The organism is Aliiglaciecola sp. CAU 1673 (assembly GCF_029223185.1).
Classification (GTDB): domain Bacteria; phylum Pseudomonadota; class Gammaproteobacteria; order Enterobacterales; family Alteromonadaceae; genus Bowmanella.
Map to the genome: position 1 here is coordinate 96940 of NZ_JARHUG010000012.1, position 15702 is coordinate 112641.

13 protein-coding genes are annotated in these 15702 nt (G+C 52.5%); all 13 read right to left on the bottom strand.

Features of this window, described 5'->3' with window-relative positions; all coding sequences use genetic code 11:
- Nucleotides 1-29 precede the first annotated feature (29 nt).
- The 13 genes from tldD to P2G88_RS12815 all read right to left on the bottom strand — a co-directional run bounded on the left by tldD (nucleotide 30) and on the right by P2G88_RS12815 (nucleotide 15680).
- A complete protein-coding gene (gene tldD, locus P2G88_RS12755; RefSeq protein WP_275796552.1) occupies nucleotides 30-1469 on the bottom strand; it encodes a metalloprotease TldD in 1440 nt (479 codons plus the stop codon).
- A complete protein-coding gene (locus P2G88_RS12760; protein ID WP_275796554.1) occupies nucleotides 1456-2295 on the bottom strand; it encodes a carbon-nitrogen hydrolase family protein in 840 nt (279 codons plus the stop codon). Before P2G88_RS12760 ends, tldD begins: the two co-directional genes overlap by 14 nt.
- Nucleotides 2288-6106 (bottom strand): YhdP family protein, encoded by a 3819-nt coding sequence (locus P2G88_RS12765; protein ID WP_275796556.1) that lies wholly within the window; start codon nucleotides 6104-6106, stop codon nucleotides 2288-2290. The genes P2G88_RS12760 and P2G88_RS12765 overlap by 8 nt, the downstream gene beginning before the upstream one ends.
- Nucleotides 6103-7569: a ribonuclease G gene (rng, locus tag P2G88_RS12770; RefSeq protein ID WP_275796558.1), complete on the bottom strand. Its 1467-nt coding sequence runs from the start codon at nucleotides 7567-7569 to the stop codon at nucleotides 6103-6105. Before rng ends, P2G88_RS12765 begins: the two co-directional genes overlap by 4 nt.
- Nucleotides 7566-8126 carry a Maf family protein gene (locus P2G88_RS12775; RefSeq protein WP_275796560.1) on the bottom strand — a complete coding sequence of 187 codons (561 nt, stop codon included), beginning with the start codon at nucleotides 8124-8126 and terminating at the stop codon, nucleotides 7566-7568. Before P2G88_RS12775 ends, rng begins: the two co-directional genes overlap by 4 nt.
- 1 nt (nucleotide 8127) lies before the next feature.
- Nucleotides 8128-8604 (bottom strand): rod shape-determining protein MreD, encoded by a 477-nt coding sequence (mreD, locus tag P2G88_RS12780; protein WP_275796562.1) that lies wholly within the window; start codon nucleotides 8602-8604, stop codon nucleotides 8128-8130.
- Entirely contained in the window at nucleotides 8594-9460 is an 867-nt protein-coding gene (gene mreC / locus P2G88_RS12785) for a rod shape-determining protein MreC (protein ID WP_275796564.1), read from the bottom strand. Before mreC ends, mreD begins: the two co-directional genes overlap by 11 nt.
- 30 nt (nucleotides 9461-9490) lie before the next feature.
- On the bottom strand, nucleotides 9491-10534 hold the full coding sequence (locus P2G88_RS12790; protein ID WP_102794482.1) for a rod shape-determining protein: 1044 nt from the start codon (nucleotides 10532-10534) through the stop codon (nucleotides 9491-9493).
- A gap of 226 nt (nucleotides 10535-10760) precedes the next feature.
- Nucleotides 10761-13379 (bottom strand): DUF6701 domain-containing protein, encoded by a 2619-nt coding sequence (locus tag P2G88_RS12795; RefSeq protein WP_275796568.1) that lies wholly within the window; start codon nucleotides 13377-13379, stop codon nucleotides 10761-10763.
- On the bottom strand, nucleotides 13379-13789 hold the full coding sequence (locus tag P2G88_RS12800) for a type II secretory pathway protein (RefSeq protein ID WP_275796570.1): 411 nt from the start codon (nucleotides 13787-13789) through the stop codon (nucleotides 13379-13381). The genes P2G88_RS12795 and P2G88_RS12800 overlap by 1 nt, the downstream gene beginning before the upstream one ends.
- Nucleotides 13779-14621, bottom strand: coding sequence for a type II secretion system protein (locus P2G88_RS12805; protein ID WP_275796572.1), 843 nt, complete (start codon nucleotides 14619-14621; stop codon nucleotides 13779-13781). The genes P2G88_RS12800 and P2G88_RS12805 overlap by 11 nt, the downstream gene beginning before the upstream one ends.
- Complete coding sequence (locus P2G88_RS12810; RefSeq protein ID WP_275796574.1) at nucleotides 14621-15211, bottom strand: prepilin-type N-terminal cleavage/methylation domain-containing protein; 591 nt, start codon at nucleotides 15209-15211, stop codon at nucleotides 14621-14623. The genes P2G88_RS12805 and P2G88_RS12810 overlap by 1 nt, the downstream gene beginning before the upstream one ends.
- A complete protein-coding gene (locus P2G88_RS12815; RefSeq protein WP_275796576.1) occupies nucleotides 15201-15680 on the bottom strand; it encodes a prepilin-type N-terminal cleavage/methylation domain-containing protein in 480 nt (159 codons plus the stop codon). Before P2G88_RS12815 ends, P2G88_RS12810 begins: the two co-directional genes overlap by 11 nt.
- Nucleotides 15681-15702 lie beyond the last annotated feature (22 nt).

Sequence of the window (15702 nt, forward strand, 5' to 3'; positions counted from 1 at the left end):
ACAGCCAGCTCAGGCGCAAGGCACTGCTATCAGGCAGTGCCTCCTACGGTAAGCAAGTCAATTTTAAGGCTGGGTTGCCCAACGCCCACAGGGACACTCTGACCGTCTTTGCCACAAACACCTACGCCCTTATCCAGGGCCAAATCATTACCAATCATGGAAATACGCTGCATCACATCCGGACCATTACCGATTAGGGTGGCGCCTTTGACTGGAGTGGTGATCTTGCCGTTTTCAATCAGATAGGCTTCTGAGGTGGAAAATACGAATTTACCCGAAGTGATATCCACCTGACCGCCGCCAAAATTAGGCGCGTAGATGCCTTTTTTGATGCTGGCGATCAGCTCTTGTGGATCGTGCTGTCCGGCCAGCATGTAGGTATTGGTCATACGCGGCATGGGCAAATGGGCATAGGACTCACGCCGGCCGTTACCGGTTACCGGTACGCCCATTAATCGCGCATTGAGCTTATCCTGCATATAGCCTTTAAGAATACCGTCTTCAATCAGCACGTTGTAGGCGCTGGGTGTACCTTCGTCATCTACCGACAGGGAGCCACGGCGGTGCGCCAGAGTACCGTCATCCACCACGGTCACGCCTTTCGCGGCTACCCGCTGGCCAATACGGCCGCTGAAGGTGGATGAGCCCTTGCGATTAAAATCACCTTCCAATCCATGACCCACTGCTTCATGCAGTAAAACACCCGGCCAGCCGCTGCCGAGAACCACTGGCATTTGGCCGGCAGGGGCGTCGATAGCCTGCATATTGATACGGGCCATATGCAATGCTTCATCGGCCAGTCGCTGATAAGCCAGCCTGCCATCGTGCAATTCGAGGAATTTTTCATAGCCATAGCGGCCACCCATACCGGCACTGCCGCGCTCACGGCGGCCGTTTTGTTCCATCAGCACCGAACAGTTCAAGCGCACCAACGGGCGAATATCGGAGCACAGGGTGCCATCGCTGGCGGCGATCAGCACTTCCTCGAAAACACCGCTTAGACTCACGATCACCTGACTAATATCGGCTTCCTGATCACGCACATAGGCATCCACATTACGCAGCAGATCAATTTTGTCCTGCTCTTTCATCAGCATAATGGGATTGCTGTGCGCGTAGAGTGCATTGTGATCCCTGCGACTGAAGGCTTTGACCTGATGGTTGCCGCCTTGTCTGGCAATGCTGCGGGCCGCCGTACTGGCTTGTAGCAGGGCTTCCTTGGAGATTTCATCCGAGTAGGCAAAGCCGGTTTTTTCGCCGTTGACGGCACGCACACCTACGCCACGTTCGATGTTGTAGCTACCATCTTTGATGATGCCATCTTCCAGCACCCAGCTCTCATGATGACTGGACTGGAAGTAGAGATCGGCAAAATCGTTGTCATGGGCGTAAATCAGGCCCAGAGCATGGTGTAAATCATCCAGCTCCAGACCGGATGCGGTTAATAGATTCTGTTCAACCTGCTTCAATCAGTTGACTCCTGAATTGGTTATGCTGAGCAACGGGCATACTCTGACGAATACGCGCCAGCTCGCCCGGCTCTGTGGTGGCCATAATCATCCCTGGCCCCTCTTCAATCAGGGCCAGGGTTTCCCCCCATGGAGAGAGTATGGCACTGTGTCCGTAGGTTTCACGACCATTGGCATGAACGCCGCCCTGGTTGGGGGCGACAATGTAGCATTGTTTTTCGATAGCGCGGGCACTCAACAAAGATTGCCAGTGTGCTTTGCCAGTGACTTTGGTAAAAGCCGCAGGCAGGGTGATAATATCTACCTCGCCCATCGCCTGAAACAGTCCGGGGAAACGCACATCATAACAAACCGCCAACCCGACCCGGCCAAAAGGGGTATCCACCACCACTACTTTGTTACCTGCTTGAGTGTAGCGGGATTCAAGGTAACTACGGGTGTTATCTTCTACCTGCACATCGAACAGGTGGATTTTACGGTAATGCGCCAGTTGTTTGCCGTCGGGGCCATACATCAAACAGGAAGCGGTAAATTTGTCAGCTTGAGCGGCCAGTAAGGGAACAGTTCCGGCGACCAAGTACACCCCATATTGTCTGGCCAATTTTGCCAGGTTGCTTTGGATATCGCCCTCACCGGGCTCTTCGGCGACGTCCAGTAACCTCTTATCGCCTCCACCGAAACAAACGAAGCATTCAGGCAACACTACCAGGGTTGGAACATCGAGGGATAGCTCTTGTAACTGTTGTTCTACCCAGGTCAGATTCTCAGATGGCTCTGGCGTGGATACCATTTGCAGGGCAACCAGGTTTACTGAAGATTTAGCCATTGATCCCCTCCGAAGCGGGTTTGCTCTGTTGGTCTTTTGGATTACTCGGTTTTGCCTTGGCCGGCAATTCCACATCGCGACTATCGCGGCCTTTTTCTTCCAATACAGGTTCGTCTAAGGTTCCTGTCAGAGAATAGCGGATATTGGAAATCACCTTGGCAGAAGTTAATACTTCGTCCAATGCAAAGGCGGCGATGGCCGTGGTAGGGGAGACCATCCACGCCAGAATCACCGGTAAACTGGAAGTGACTTTGGGCACAAAGGCAATATCGTAATTCAGGGCTTTGCTGTTCAGGTCGGTGTACCCGGTTAAAGACATCTTGCCGGCAGCACCGTCAATCTGGGTATCTTTGGTGTGTACCCGGCCTTGGGCAATCTGGAAACTGCCGCTCATTTCGTCATAGAAAAAACCTTTGGCAAAGACATCTCTGAAGTCCAACGTAAGTTTACGCACCAATGATTCCAAGCTCAGGATACTGAACAATCGTGCGCCTTTGTCACTGACTTCACTAAGATAACCATCGCTGAGCTGCCATTTCACATCGCCATTGAGACTGGCAAAATTAAAATCATAGGGTGCCTGCTGCCAGCTTAAATCAAAATCCATATCGGCGCCGGAGTCGCGTATACCGGAATCCAGTCCAAAGTCTTTCAACAGAGCGCCGAAATCTTCACTGCTGAATTTGCCGAGTAGACGGGTGCTGGTGTCTCCGCCGTTATACCAATTACCGGTGGCGCTTAGTTTGTGGCCGGCGCGGCTGATATCCAGTCTGTCTATGGACATGCCCTGATGGTGTCGGCTCATTTTCAAACTGACTTTACCTAAATCATATATTCCATAAGTGCAGCGTTTACACTCGAACTCCAGCGGCGGCATGGTTTTAAGATCCGGCGCATTGCCGGTTGTTGAAGCTTCCGCTTGGTTATCTGTATGCTCAAATTCGGGGATATTCAGATAATCCGTCTTTATCTTCAGACCTCTGCCAAGCCAGTCCTGCGATATTTCCAGTTCACTTCGGGTCTCTTCGGCATTCAGGCTGACCAGCCACGCGAGATCGCGGTACTTGATATTGGCCTGCACCTTGTTCAGCGGTACATCCAGGATTTTCAGGGTGTCAGCATTAATAAATATTCTATCCGGCACGGGAAAAATGTTATTGCCACTGTCGGTTGTGCCGGCAAGCAGGCTCTCCACGGTATCGTGCCACTGCCCAAAAACCACGTCGGTCAGGTCAGCGGAGATACTGAACCCCATGCCCAAACCGGCAAAGCTGCTATCGCCCAAGGCCAGATGGGCCCTGGAAAAACGCATTTCCTGGTGGGGAAGCAGGCCCTCAAATCTAACCTGATTGCCAAGTTGTGCCCTGACCTGCGAAACCTGGCTGTTACCCGTTACATTGAGATGCAGTGGCATTTCTGTGTCACTGATTTTGTTCAGCGGGACGGGCATATTAAGTCGTGCATCCTTAAGATCGGATTGCAGATCAAACTCATATTCGTAGCCTTCGCTGGGGAATTTGAGACTGAGGTCTGCCGACCAGCCACTTTTTCCTTGTATTTGCTGTTGCATACTGGGTTTGTATGCAGCAATCAGCTTGTCCAGATCCCACTTACCTTGCAGGGTTACGTTGGCACCGTAGGCTTCTTTTCCTTGTTTGCCTTGCATGGAGAGAGAGAGAGGTTGATCCCACAGCCTGGCGCGTAAGTCTTTCGATTCAATCTTGTCATTAACGAAGTGGATTTGCCCTTTAAGGTCATCCAGAGGCAGACCCAGACTCACAACATTGGTCTGGTTACCGGGAAGGCTGACTTTGCCAGTGGCAACCACATTGGTACCGCTTAAGGGAATATCCAGGCGTAACTGGGCATGCATCATATCGTCAATGCGCAGCTCATCCAGGGCAGCACCTACCGAATCTGACAAGGCGCTGTTAAGCATCAGATCCCTAACCGCTTCACCTTCTGCATCGGCGTGGATGTCGATGACTAAGGTGGCGGTATCACTCAATACCGGAATAAGCGCTTTCACTTCGCCGATACGCAGGTCACGCAGCCTGCCCTCATTGCTGTACATCCACAGGGCTTCATTTTCGAACAATAAGTCCAGTTTTAGCTCGCTGAGGCTGGGCCACTCCTGGTCGAACGAAAACTCGCCGTTTTCTATGCTAACCCCAGCCTGGAAAATGCCCTGGTTCTGGGTATAAGGGAAATCTGTCAGACTGCCATGCCAAAGCAGAGAGATATTGCGCAGGTCACCAGTGACCAAAGCACGGTTTAGGTACGCCTGTGTCCCTTTCCCCATTAAAGAGGGGGGAAACAGGCGTTTGGCGTTGGCCACTTGCATGGGTTGGATGCGGCTGACCAGGCTTAAGTGACTGTCGTCAGTGTTAAAAGCCATGGCGATGCGGGCGCTTAGATCCTCACTGTCGATAAAAATGTCTGGCGCCGTTACCAGCAAACCATTTGGCTTGGTATCAAAAAATATCTCAGCACCTAAGGCATCAAATGGCATGTCGTGCTCAAGCAGATTGTGACTCTGTAATACGCCTTGCTCGGCTTGTAGCTGCAACTTGCCTTTATTGCCCAGCCAGGAAAGATTTCCCCGGCCTTGCTGAAGACCCGGGATCAAGCCATGTTGTTCATAGCCCAAATCATAAAAATCTAAATTCAGTCCAGCTCCATCAGTACCGAACCAAAGCGCTATATTTTCCAGCTTGGTGCGCAGATTCATCTGCTTGAGACTGTCCATGCCCTCGTCGTCGAGCACTAATGCCGTCAGTGGAAGCAGCTGTTCCAGATTCAATGGGTCGATTTGCAGCCCCAACCCCTCTGCATGGTGTTGGCTGCCCAACATGCCCATCTCAAAAGGCGCCTCGTCGTTGAGCTGCATCTGCAATTTGGATAGGGCGAAGCGCCAGCCTTGGCTATCGGGTCTTGCAGCAAATTCGCCACCTTCAATGCGTACCTCCAGGGGCGCTTCCCCTTGCCAGCTAAATAAGCTGTTGCCGAGGCTTGCCTGAACGGCGACGGTGCTGGAAGTGGAGAACTCAGCCCACAGGGTAAAGTCGATGCGGGCCGCAGTCAGCTGCCGGTTGCTGGGATTGAATTCTTGTACCCAGGGGGAAATATCCAAATCTTCAGCATCGGCATAGAACATGCCGTGCAGATTATCTGCCCCACCGTAGAGATCGAGAATAAAACTGGCTGAGTTATTAGCTAATTCTGCTACCTGCATCAGACCGATACCTTGGTGCCGATCGCCTTTGTTCAGCCAGCTTAATTGCTCAATTTGAATATGTTGGCGTTCATTAGCGGTCGCTACGAAGATATCGCTTTCCTGCACCGAGAAGCGTTGGAGTTGTTCGAGAAACAGTTCTTCCAGTGCATCCACTACCGGGTAGTCACCATCACCGGATTGCAATTCGTGGATATCCAGAGACAGGGTCAGGCCAACCAGGTTAAAGCGTTGGGATTGGATTTTTCGATGCAGCAGGCTGGAGAGCAGATCCAGCTCAATCTGGGTTTCACGGATATTCAGTTTGATGGGAGAATCAGCCTGATTGTTGAGGCTGACATCCTGAAGAAGAATGGCGGGTCCTAAACCCTGCCAAGCGGCACTGATGCGACCAATCTTAAGCTTGGCACCATATTCCTGACTGATATAGTCTTCCAGCCAATGCTTCTTACTGTCCATATGCGGCAGGCTGTAGCGCAACAAACTGAGCAGCACAGCCAGGCTGACTAACACCACGGCGGTCAGCATCCACAGCTTCTTCAGCACATAGGACAGCAGTGGTGTGAGTGGTTTCACATCATCACCACATCGTACTTATCCTGGCTGTAAAGTTGTTCTGTTTGCACTTTTATCTGTCTAGACACAAAGACTTCCAGCTCCGCCAGCATATGGGACTCTTCTCCCATCAGGGCTTCGGCTACCGCCGGTGATGCATAGACCACAAACTTATCAGCATCGTATGCACGATTGACCCTGACGATTTCCCGCATGATTTCAAAGCAAACGGTCTCCACCGTCTTGATGGAACCCCTGCCCTTACATACTGGACACTCGCCACACAGGGTATGTTCCAAACTTTCTCGGGTACGTTTGCGGGTCATTTCAATTAAACCCAATGCGGTAAAGCCGTGGATGTTAATTTTGGCGCGGTCTTTGGCCACCGCTAACTCCAGGCTGTGCAGCACACGACGCTTGTGATCCACGTCAGTCATATCGATAAAATCGATGATAATGATGCCGCCGAGGTTACGCAGACGCAGTTGGCGGGCGATGGCCAGGGTTGCCTCGATATTGGTGTTGAAAATGGTCTCTTCTAGATTGCGGTGGCCAACAAACGCACCGGTATTGATGTCGATGGTGGTCATGGCTTCGGTCTGATCGATGATCAGGTAACCGCCGGATTTCAGATCAACCCGTCTTTCCAGGGCACGCTGTACTTCATTTTCTACATCATAAAGGTCGAATATGGGGCGATCCCCATGATAGTACTCAAGCAATGTATGTAGCTCAGGAGCATATTCTTCGGTGAAATTCTGCAGCTCAGAAAAGGCCAGTTTCGAGTCGATACGGATGCGGTCCAGCTCAGTTCCGACAAAGTCACGCAACACACGTCTGGCCAGAGGTAAGTCCTCATAAAGCACATGAGACTTGCGATTTTTCATGCGTGCCTGCACCTTGGTCCACAGGCGGCGCAAGAATTCGGCGTCTTGTAATAGCTCCTTCTCCCCCACGCCTTCGGCGGCGGTACGCAGGATAAAACCGCCGTCCTCATTGCAGAGGTCTTGCACCAGGTGTTTCAGTCGCTCACGTTCCTGCTCGTCTTCAATACGTTGGGATACACCGACATGAGAAACGCTTGGCATAAACACCAGATAGCGCGAGGGCAGAGTAATATCTGTGGTCAGCCTGGCGCCTTTGGTACCCAGAGGATCTTTGACCACCTGCACCACAATGTCCTGACCGTCACGGACTAATTCCCGGATATCCTGCTTTGGCAGATGACTCTCAGAGACTTCGTCCACCACTTCGTTATGGATAACAATGTCGGATGCATGCAGGAACGCCGCTTTTTCAAGGCCAATATCGACGAAGGCGGCTTGCATGCCCGGCAGTACCCGGCTGACTTTGCCACGATAAATATTGCCCACCAAACCGCGCTTGGTATGCCGCTCTACATGGATTTCCTGCAGGATACCGTTTTCAATCAGGGCAACGCGGGATTCCGAGGGCGTAACGTTAATCAGTAGCTCTGCACTCATAGCAGATTATGTTCCCTCAGCAATTCAGCGGTTTCATACAACGGCAGCCCTACGACGGCGCTGTAGCTGCCAACGATACGGGTTACAAAACGACCGGCCAGGCCCTGAATACCATAGCCGCCGGCTTTGTCTGTGGGCTCCCCGGATTGCCAGTACCAATCCATTTCTGCTTTGCTCAGCACCTTCATGCTGACTTCGGTGATCACCAGCCGGTGCTTAAGACCGCGCTCATTGCGCAGGGCCACCGCCGTCATCACCTGATGAGTGGTGCCTGATAAGAGCCCCATCATGCGCTCGAAATCGGCTTGGTCCTGCGGCTTACCGAGGATATGGTTACGACTGACCACCGCGGTATCGGCACCCAAAACAGGGTCAATATGGCCAGCCTGGCGCCAGCCCATTTCTGCTTTGTCCCTGGCTACCCGCACCACATAATCCTGCGGCATCTCGCCGTCTCGTACTGCTTCGTTTACGTTGGTGCTTAACTGGGAAAAGGGGATCTGCAACTGCCGGAGGAGTTCAGCCCGTCTTGGGGATTGTGATGCCAGCACTAACATGTCAGCGTACCTTCAATTGTCTGCGTACTTTACGCAGGATAAGAAAAGACCAGGGCCAGAACAACATTGTCGTCAGTACCGGCCACAGATAGTCGAACAGGAAATAGATATCGGTGAGCAGATGTTGCAACCAGAAGATCACCAGATGGTAAAGGGCAGCCAGCAGCCCAATCATCATCGCTTGTTGCCATACCGAATAGTTACGTAAGCGTTGATAATTGGCGGCCAGGATAAAGATCACCAGGCTCAGCGCCAGGCTATGTACGCCCAAAGTGGTACCTACCAGCAGATCCAGCACCAAACCATTGAGGAAAGCGACCCCCACATTGACCCGTTGAGGCAGTGCCAGTGTCCAATAACCAAGAACCAGCAACAGCCAATCGGGCCGAAAGGCATCCACCATAATTGGCATAGGCATAATTTGCAGCATCAGGGCAACCAGGATACTGATGGCGATAGTATAGCTGCTAGGGTTCAACGGCTTCGTCCTGTTGCAATTGGGGTTCGCTTGGCGCGTCAGCCGGCCATAGCAGTAACAAATATTTAAGGCGATCCAGTTGGGCGATAGGCTCGGCTTTGACCTGGGCAAAGGGACGGGATTCATCACGCAGTACAGAGGTCACTTTGCCCACCGGATAGCCTTCGGGAAACACCTCGCCAAGGCCGGATGACACCAGAATATCGCCTTCCTGAACATCGGTACTATGCGGCACATGGTTAAGGATCAACTGATTAAGTTGCCCTGAGCCAGAGGCCACCATGCGCACGTTGTTGCGCAGAATGCGCACCGGGATGCCGTGGGTAAGATCGGCGATCAGCAGCACCCGGCTGGTGGTGGTGCCTACTTCCATCACCTGACCGACGACGCCTTTGTCATCCAGCACAGGTTGACCTTCAAAAACGCCATGCAGACTGCCCTTATCGACCATAATTTGATGGCTGTAAGGGTTGTTGTCCACTGCCATTAACTCGGCCACCATTTTGCGTACGCCTGGTCGCACGGTGGAGCCTAGCAGGGTGCGTAGTTTGTCGTTTTCCAGCTTTATCATCTCGAAGCGTTGCAGTTGTTCGCTGAGCAAGATGTTCTGGTGCGTCAGGCGGGCATTCCGCTCAAGCAACTGCGATTGAGTGGTCAACGCGGATGAAGCTTGATTGAGCATGTCGCCGGGCAAACTGGCCATGTATTGCAACGGGCTGACCAGGGAATTCAGGTACAGCCGTGCCTTACTGAAACTATCCAGCCTGTGATCTAACAGGATCAGCAGAAGCGACGTCAAACTGGCCAGCACTAACCGGCTGACTAACGACGGGCCTCTGGTAAAAATGGTATCCATAAACAATTGGGCGGCTTACGCCGCCCCTTCTTATTCGTAGCTGAACAGGTCGCCGCCGTGCATGTCGATCATCTCCAGCGCCTTACCGCCGCCCCGGGCTACGCAGGTGAGTGGATCATCGGCAATAACGACTGGAATTCCGGTTTCTTCCATCAGCAGACGGTCGAGGTCTTTGAGCAGCGCACCACCGCCGGTCAGTACCATGCCACGCTCGGAGATATCGGAGGCCAGCTCAGGTGGAGATTGTTCAAGTGCCACCATTACCGCAGACACAATACCGGTCAGCGGCTCTTGCAGGGCTTCAAGGATCTCATTGGAGTTAAGGGTGAAACTTCTGGGTACACCTTCTGCCAGGTTACGGCCACGCACTTCAATTTCGCGGACTTCTTCACCTGGATAGGCGGCGCCGATTTCGTGTTTGATGCGCTCAGCGGTAGCTTCACCAATCAATGAGCCAAAGTTACGACGGATATAGTTGATAATGGCTTCGTCGAATTTGTCACCACCGATACGTACGGAGGACGAATAGACCACACCGTTCAAGGAGATAATGGCCACTTCCGTGGTACCACCACCGATATCCACCACCATTGAACCAGTGGCTTCTGAAACCGGCAATCCTGAGCCAATGGCAGCTGCCATGGGCTCGTCAATCAGAAACACCTCACGGGCACCAGCACCCAGCGCTGATTCCCGGATAGCGCGGCGTTCAACCTGGGTCGAACCGCAAGGTACGCAAACCAGCACGCGCGGGCTGGGGCGCAGGAAATTGTTGTCATGCACTTGTTTGATAAAGTGTTGCAGCATTTTCTCGGTAACGTAGAAGTCTGCAATCACACCGTCCTTCATGGGACGAATCGCTTTGATGTTACCTGGGGTCCTACCGAGCATGCGTTTTGCTTCGCTACCCACGGCCGCGACGCTCTTGGGGCCGCCGGCTCTTTCCTGGCGAATAGCAACAACCGAAGGCTCGTTCAGCACTATGCCCTGGTTTTTTACATAGATCAGGGTGTTGGCCGTACCGAGGTCGATAGATAAGTCATTGGAGAACATCCCGCGAAGCTTTTTAAACATGAACTGACCTGGTCCTTAAAGTGCGCCGACGCTTGGGAAAGGGGCGCGAAAAATTGGCAAATGGTGAAATGGGCTAACTTTACCAATGCCTGGTCTATCCAGCAAGTTAAGGGACAGGGCTTAGGTATAAAAATGTGCTTTTTTCGCCTTAGAAGCCAAAAATGTCCGAAAAGCCCGGAATTATATTATTTAATCTGACTCACATCTCTTTTTCGGGACAGAGTCATTATTGCACTTCCCGCCAATTGATAATGCGATCATTGCCCCGATACAAACCAAAACTGACCGTTGCCTGTGGGTTTTCCAAACTGGCGTTGCTGGTATCCCAGTCAAATCGCAAATATTGAGGCACGGTCCAGGTTACTGGTACTTGTCCTTGGCTCGGTGTGGGATTGAGCATAAAGCCAAGGTTTTGTGATAGCGGTTTGCCGCTGGTGACGGTACCACTGCCGGTGGCGCTCAGGCTTAAATTAGTCGCATTGTAAGGGGTACAGTTATCGTCAGTATTGCGTACCCATTCGCCGCCGGTATTCAGATATTGAATTTCCATGGGTAGCGGCAGCGGCGCGGTTTCCGGGCCATAGGTGTCTTGCAGCATGGCTCTGGCATAGCGCATTCTGGCGCCGCCCATATCAACCGAAAAGTCCTGACAGGCACCAGGGTAGCTGGTTTGGTAACACACACCGTCACTATCTTTGAGAATGAGATCATCAAACGTCAGGCGAACCAATGCATCGAATGGGGTCGCCACCACATTGGTTTTGTTATAGGTGACAGTGCTGCCCTGCAGTGACCAAATTGGCAGAGGCTCGGTTTGGATCTGCGACAGTGTACCTTCCGCTACATCGGGCATCTGCGGGTAACTGGAGAGATCACCAAACACGATATCATCTGCTTGCAGGGTGCCGGGAAAAGCCAGTCGATTTAAACTGTCGATATAATTTTGTATCTGTTGTCCCTGGGCATTCAGGGGCCTGAAAGTGATTTCAACCGGCGTGGCAAAGCCAAAGGGTTGGCCCACATAAGTAAACACCGAGCATTGGTTGGCCAAGGTTGGGCTATTGTGGGTGATATCGAAGTAGGCCGGGCGAAAGCGCCCCAGCGCCAGCGTGTTGGACGTCAGTGCGCCGCTTTGCAGATAGTCAGCATCACGAAACGCTATTTCCAGATTACCCACTTCAGAATAGCGACTATTGAGCTGCACTTGGCCGCTACTGAATACCGGCTGGGTGCTGAAATTCTGGTAAGAGGCCGAGCCACTGTCCTGGGTTACATTCGTTTGATTTCCTAGCGTCAGGGTTCCCTGAATGCCTCTGCCAGCCACAGGGTTGGTTTTCACCAGTCGCACTTGGGCGTTGCTGCTTTGGTAGTTAGGTGTGGCATTGCCAAGCGCCCCCAGGGCTTGCACGGTCAAATCGAAGGGCGCACCGGCAACAGGTGACGCCCCCAGCGTACTTTGCAATTGCAATTGAGCCGGTCGCACCACAAACAGGTTGCTTTGTCCCAGGGATTCGCCGTTTTCGTTTCTGACCAGTAAACGCACCTGCCCGGCATCGTCATAGCGTAAGAAACCTGCCGGAATGGTGGCCTGCCCGGCGCTGTTGAATTCCAGGGTGGTGGTGACATAGTTGGAGGGTGAACCTGCAGATGACAACGGATTCCCTTGCAAAAACATATCCTGTCTGCAGCTGCCCGGGTTGACGCACTGCAGCGCTACTTCAAGATTTTGCCCGTCCAGATTAGTTTCACAGGTACCGCCGCTGGCTAATCCCACGTTGATGGCAGTGGAAAAACCTTGCTGTGCAATCTGATTGGGTACGCTGCTGACGGTCAATCCCACTGTGTTAAAGGCGATCTTACAGCTGCTGGCCTGCGCGCCTGACCAGCAACTTACAGGCGCGTTGGGACTTGCACCTGAGGCCGACAAGGTGGCTTGCTGGCCCTCTGTGCTGATGCTATCCACTTTCAAGGTTATGGTAGTTGACCCAGTGAAGCTCAGGCTGCTGTCGCTTAAGGTGCCAAGGTTGGTGGAAAGGTTCAGCGTGGCAGGGGTAGTGCTTAGGCTGCTGCAGGTATTGGTTGAACAGGCTTGGATGGTAACGGAGCTGGCAGCGCAGAGATAACCCTGGGCGTTGTGCAAAATACGGTAGTGGCTAATCGGCGTGGTACCTCCGGTACAAGGACCAACGTTGTTGTTCTCATCGCACTGCAGGCCAGCAATAGCGCCACCGCAGGCTTGGTTTTTGCCGCATGGCGCATTCACATAGCCTGTAACCGTACCGGAGCTGTTAAACGCTCCGGTGGCATTGACATTACCGTTTACCCTACTGTTGTTGCTGAGGCTGACGTTTGTCGCTACCAGGTTGCCGTTGATAATAGCGTTATTGCTTATATTGGCGCTATTTGTGGTGATGTTGCCGGTAACTACCGAGTTATTGCCAAGGTTTAGGTTGCCGCCAGTAGTCAGGTTGCCGCGAATATCTAGGTTATTAGCACTGTTAAACGAGCCGCCCACTGTTAAGTTGGCACGTATGATCGCACCATTCCTGGGATTGACGTTTCCGGATATTCGAATTTGCAGGTTACTGGCGCTGCCACTGGTATTGACACGGAAATTATTGCCAAAACTCAAATCGCCACTGATAACAATGGTTAACGCCTGGGTGATGTTTACCACCTCATTATTTCGGAAAACCAGATTGCCGCTGCAACTGATTTGGCCGGACGCATAGCTGCAATTCCCTGGAAGTGAACTGGTCTGTGCCGGCAAGCTGTAGGTCGCAGCTTGCAAAAAAGCACTAAACAAGAAAAACGGCAGCAGTAGCAATAATTGCATGGCACGCATCAATTAATCTCCCGGGCGTCCACCGATAAGGTGCGACTGACCTCAAAGCCCTCTGCCTGGCATAAGCCGGTGCTGGTGAGGCGATAGTACTGAATGGCACCGCCATCATAACTTTTGTGCTGACAGCGGCTGGTGAAGCGACAGCCGGAAAAACCGTCAAGCGTACCGAGGTTAGTGTCGATGACTTGGCATTGGGAGGCGCCGCTGGTGGGGAATAGTGCTACCAGCTGGTTGTCCAGTCCGGCTCGGGCCGATTGCAGGGCGCGCAGGCCATAAGCTTCATAGACCAGGGTGTCGGCAGAAGCGCTAAGCAAACGCAGCAAAGTCGCAGCCAGCAGACTCATCACCACCAAGATCACCAGGCTTATCATCAGCATACTGCCTTGTTGAGTGCGTGATTTAAGGCGCATTGGGCAGATGGACCTCGCTACTGAACACGACTTTTTCGTCGTTTAAATTAAATCTCAGTCGTAAGTATACCGCCGCACTGCGGGATAGCGTGCCCGGCTGAAAATTAAAAGGGCGGTCATTGATATCGTTAACATCATTGACCAGATGGCGGCCCATTAAGACCGGATTGGCCGGGTTATTTGACTGCGTCTCAATGTAGCCATAACCGCTATGTCGATATATGTCGCCGCTTGAGACGCAATAACTGACAGGCTGTTTGGCTATGTATAGTCTCGAAGCCGGGGAGTCGGCGGCAAAGGTGGTGGCATTTGCCAATTGCAGGGTAATCATATCGGTGCCACTGCTGCCGGTCAGGGTCTTACGTACCTGATTGTTGCTGTTGGCATAGAGAGCAGATGCAGAAACCGGATACACCAGCACCTGATCGCCACTGACGACGTTGTAGCTGTTGCCATCGATATCCTTGAGCTCAACCACCTGTATTTGGCTGGTGGCTACCTCCGGGGAAACCGGCACATCTTTGTAAAATGTGGTCCATTGATTCGGTAAAAACTCCAGGCAACGTCCATCAGAGGTGACGCGCACACTATTGGGCACAGCATTGCGTAGCTCACGGTTAAGTCTTTCCAATACAAACCGGGCTTCGCTTAGCAGTTGGTCACGCTCGCTGGCATCGCTGTAGATTTTGGCCCCCATGCTGATAAAGCCAAATATGCCGAGGGAGACAATGCCCAGGATCACCATCACCGCGACCAGCTCGATGAGCGTAAAGCCAGCGGCAATGCCATTGCTTGGTGGAGAGTGATAAAACGCCGGCTTGACGGATTTCATCAATAATTGCCTTTGATGCTGCCAAACACCATGGTTTGCCCACCTGGTGGAGAGACAGTCAGGCGGACGCGCTTGTAGGCAGAGCGGTCGGTTGGTGCCGCACCGGCACCTTCATAGTCCACACTAATACCCAACACAAAACCCTGATAGAAAGCCTTGTCTTCAGCGCTCATGGGACGCTCGGTGGTATCCAGTGCCTGCACTGCATTCAATCCGTCTAAACAGCGGTAATCATCCACATCATCAAACTGATCGCGGCTTGTTTCACCGGCATCACAGCCCAGGTTAGCTTTCACTGTGCAGATTTCATCAGCTTCAAGTACACCACTGCCATCGGCATCCTCATCACAGCGATAGCGGCCGCCGCCGCGATCTGACTGTTCATCGAAGGCTTTGCCGGCCATTTCGTCGAGCAGCGACTGGGCAAGCTCTACGGTGCGTACCTGAATAATGGGATTAACACTGCGACTGGCCTGCGGCAGCAAAGTAGAGAGAATGATGGTCATAACAATGGCAAACAGGGCCAGGCCTGCCACCAATTCCACCAAGGTAAAAGCGGACAGGTTGCCAATGCTGGACCTAACAGCCATGAATATAGCCTTCGGATTCAATACACACCGCAGGGGCAGCCTGGCCGGTCAATATAATCCGGCAGCTGGCGCTGCAGATTGCCCCAGAGCCATTTCTCGGCCTGCCCCAACTGTCAAAATACAGGGTGCCGCTGTAGCCGCTTAAGGTCACGTTGTCATTGGCCATTTCGCCAATGGCTTTTAAGTAATCGGGTGCATTGTTATCAGCGGTGCCCGGGGCGGCACAATTCTGGCTGGTAGTAGGGGCGAATTCATCGGCATCCAAATAGAACCAGTGGCAGGTACTGCTACGGGTGTCCTGCATGGCGCGCATTTGCATATGGCGCAGAGCCGAAATTAATCTGGCCTGATAGGTATATTCACTGATGCCCCGTTTACCCTGAAACAGGGGATAAGCAGAAACCGCCAGAATACCCAGGATGAGGATCACAATAATCTGTTCAACCAGGGTAAAGCCGGCGGTTTTCATTTTTTGCTCTAGGCAGGGACGG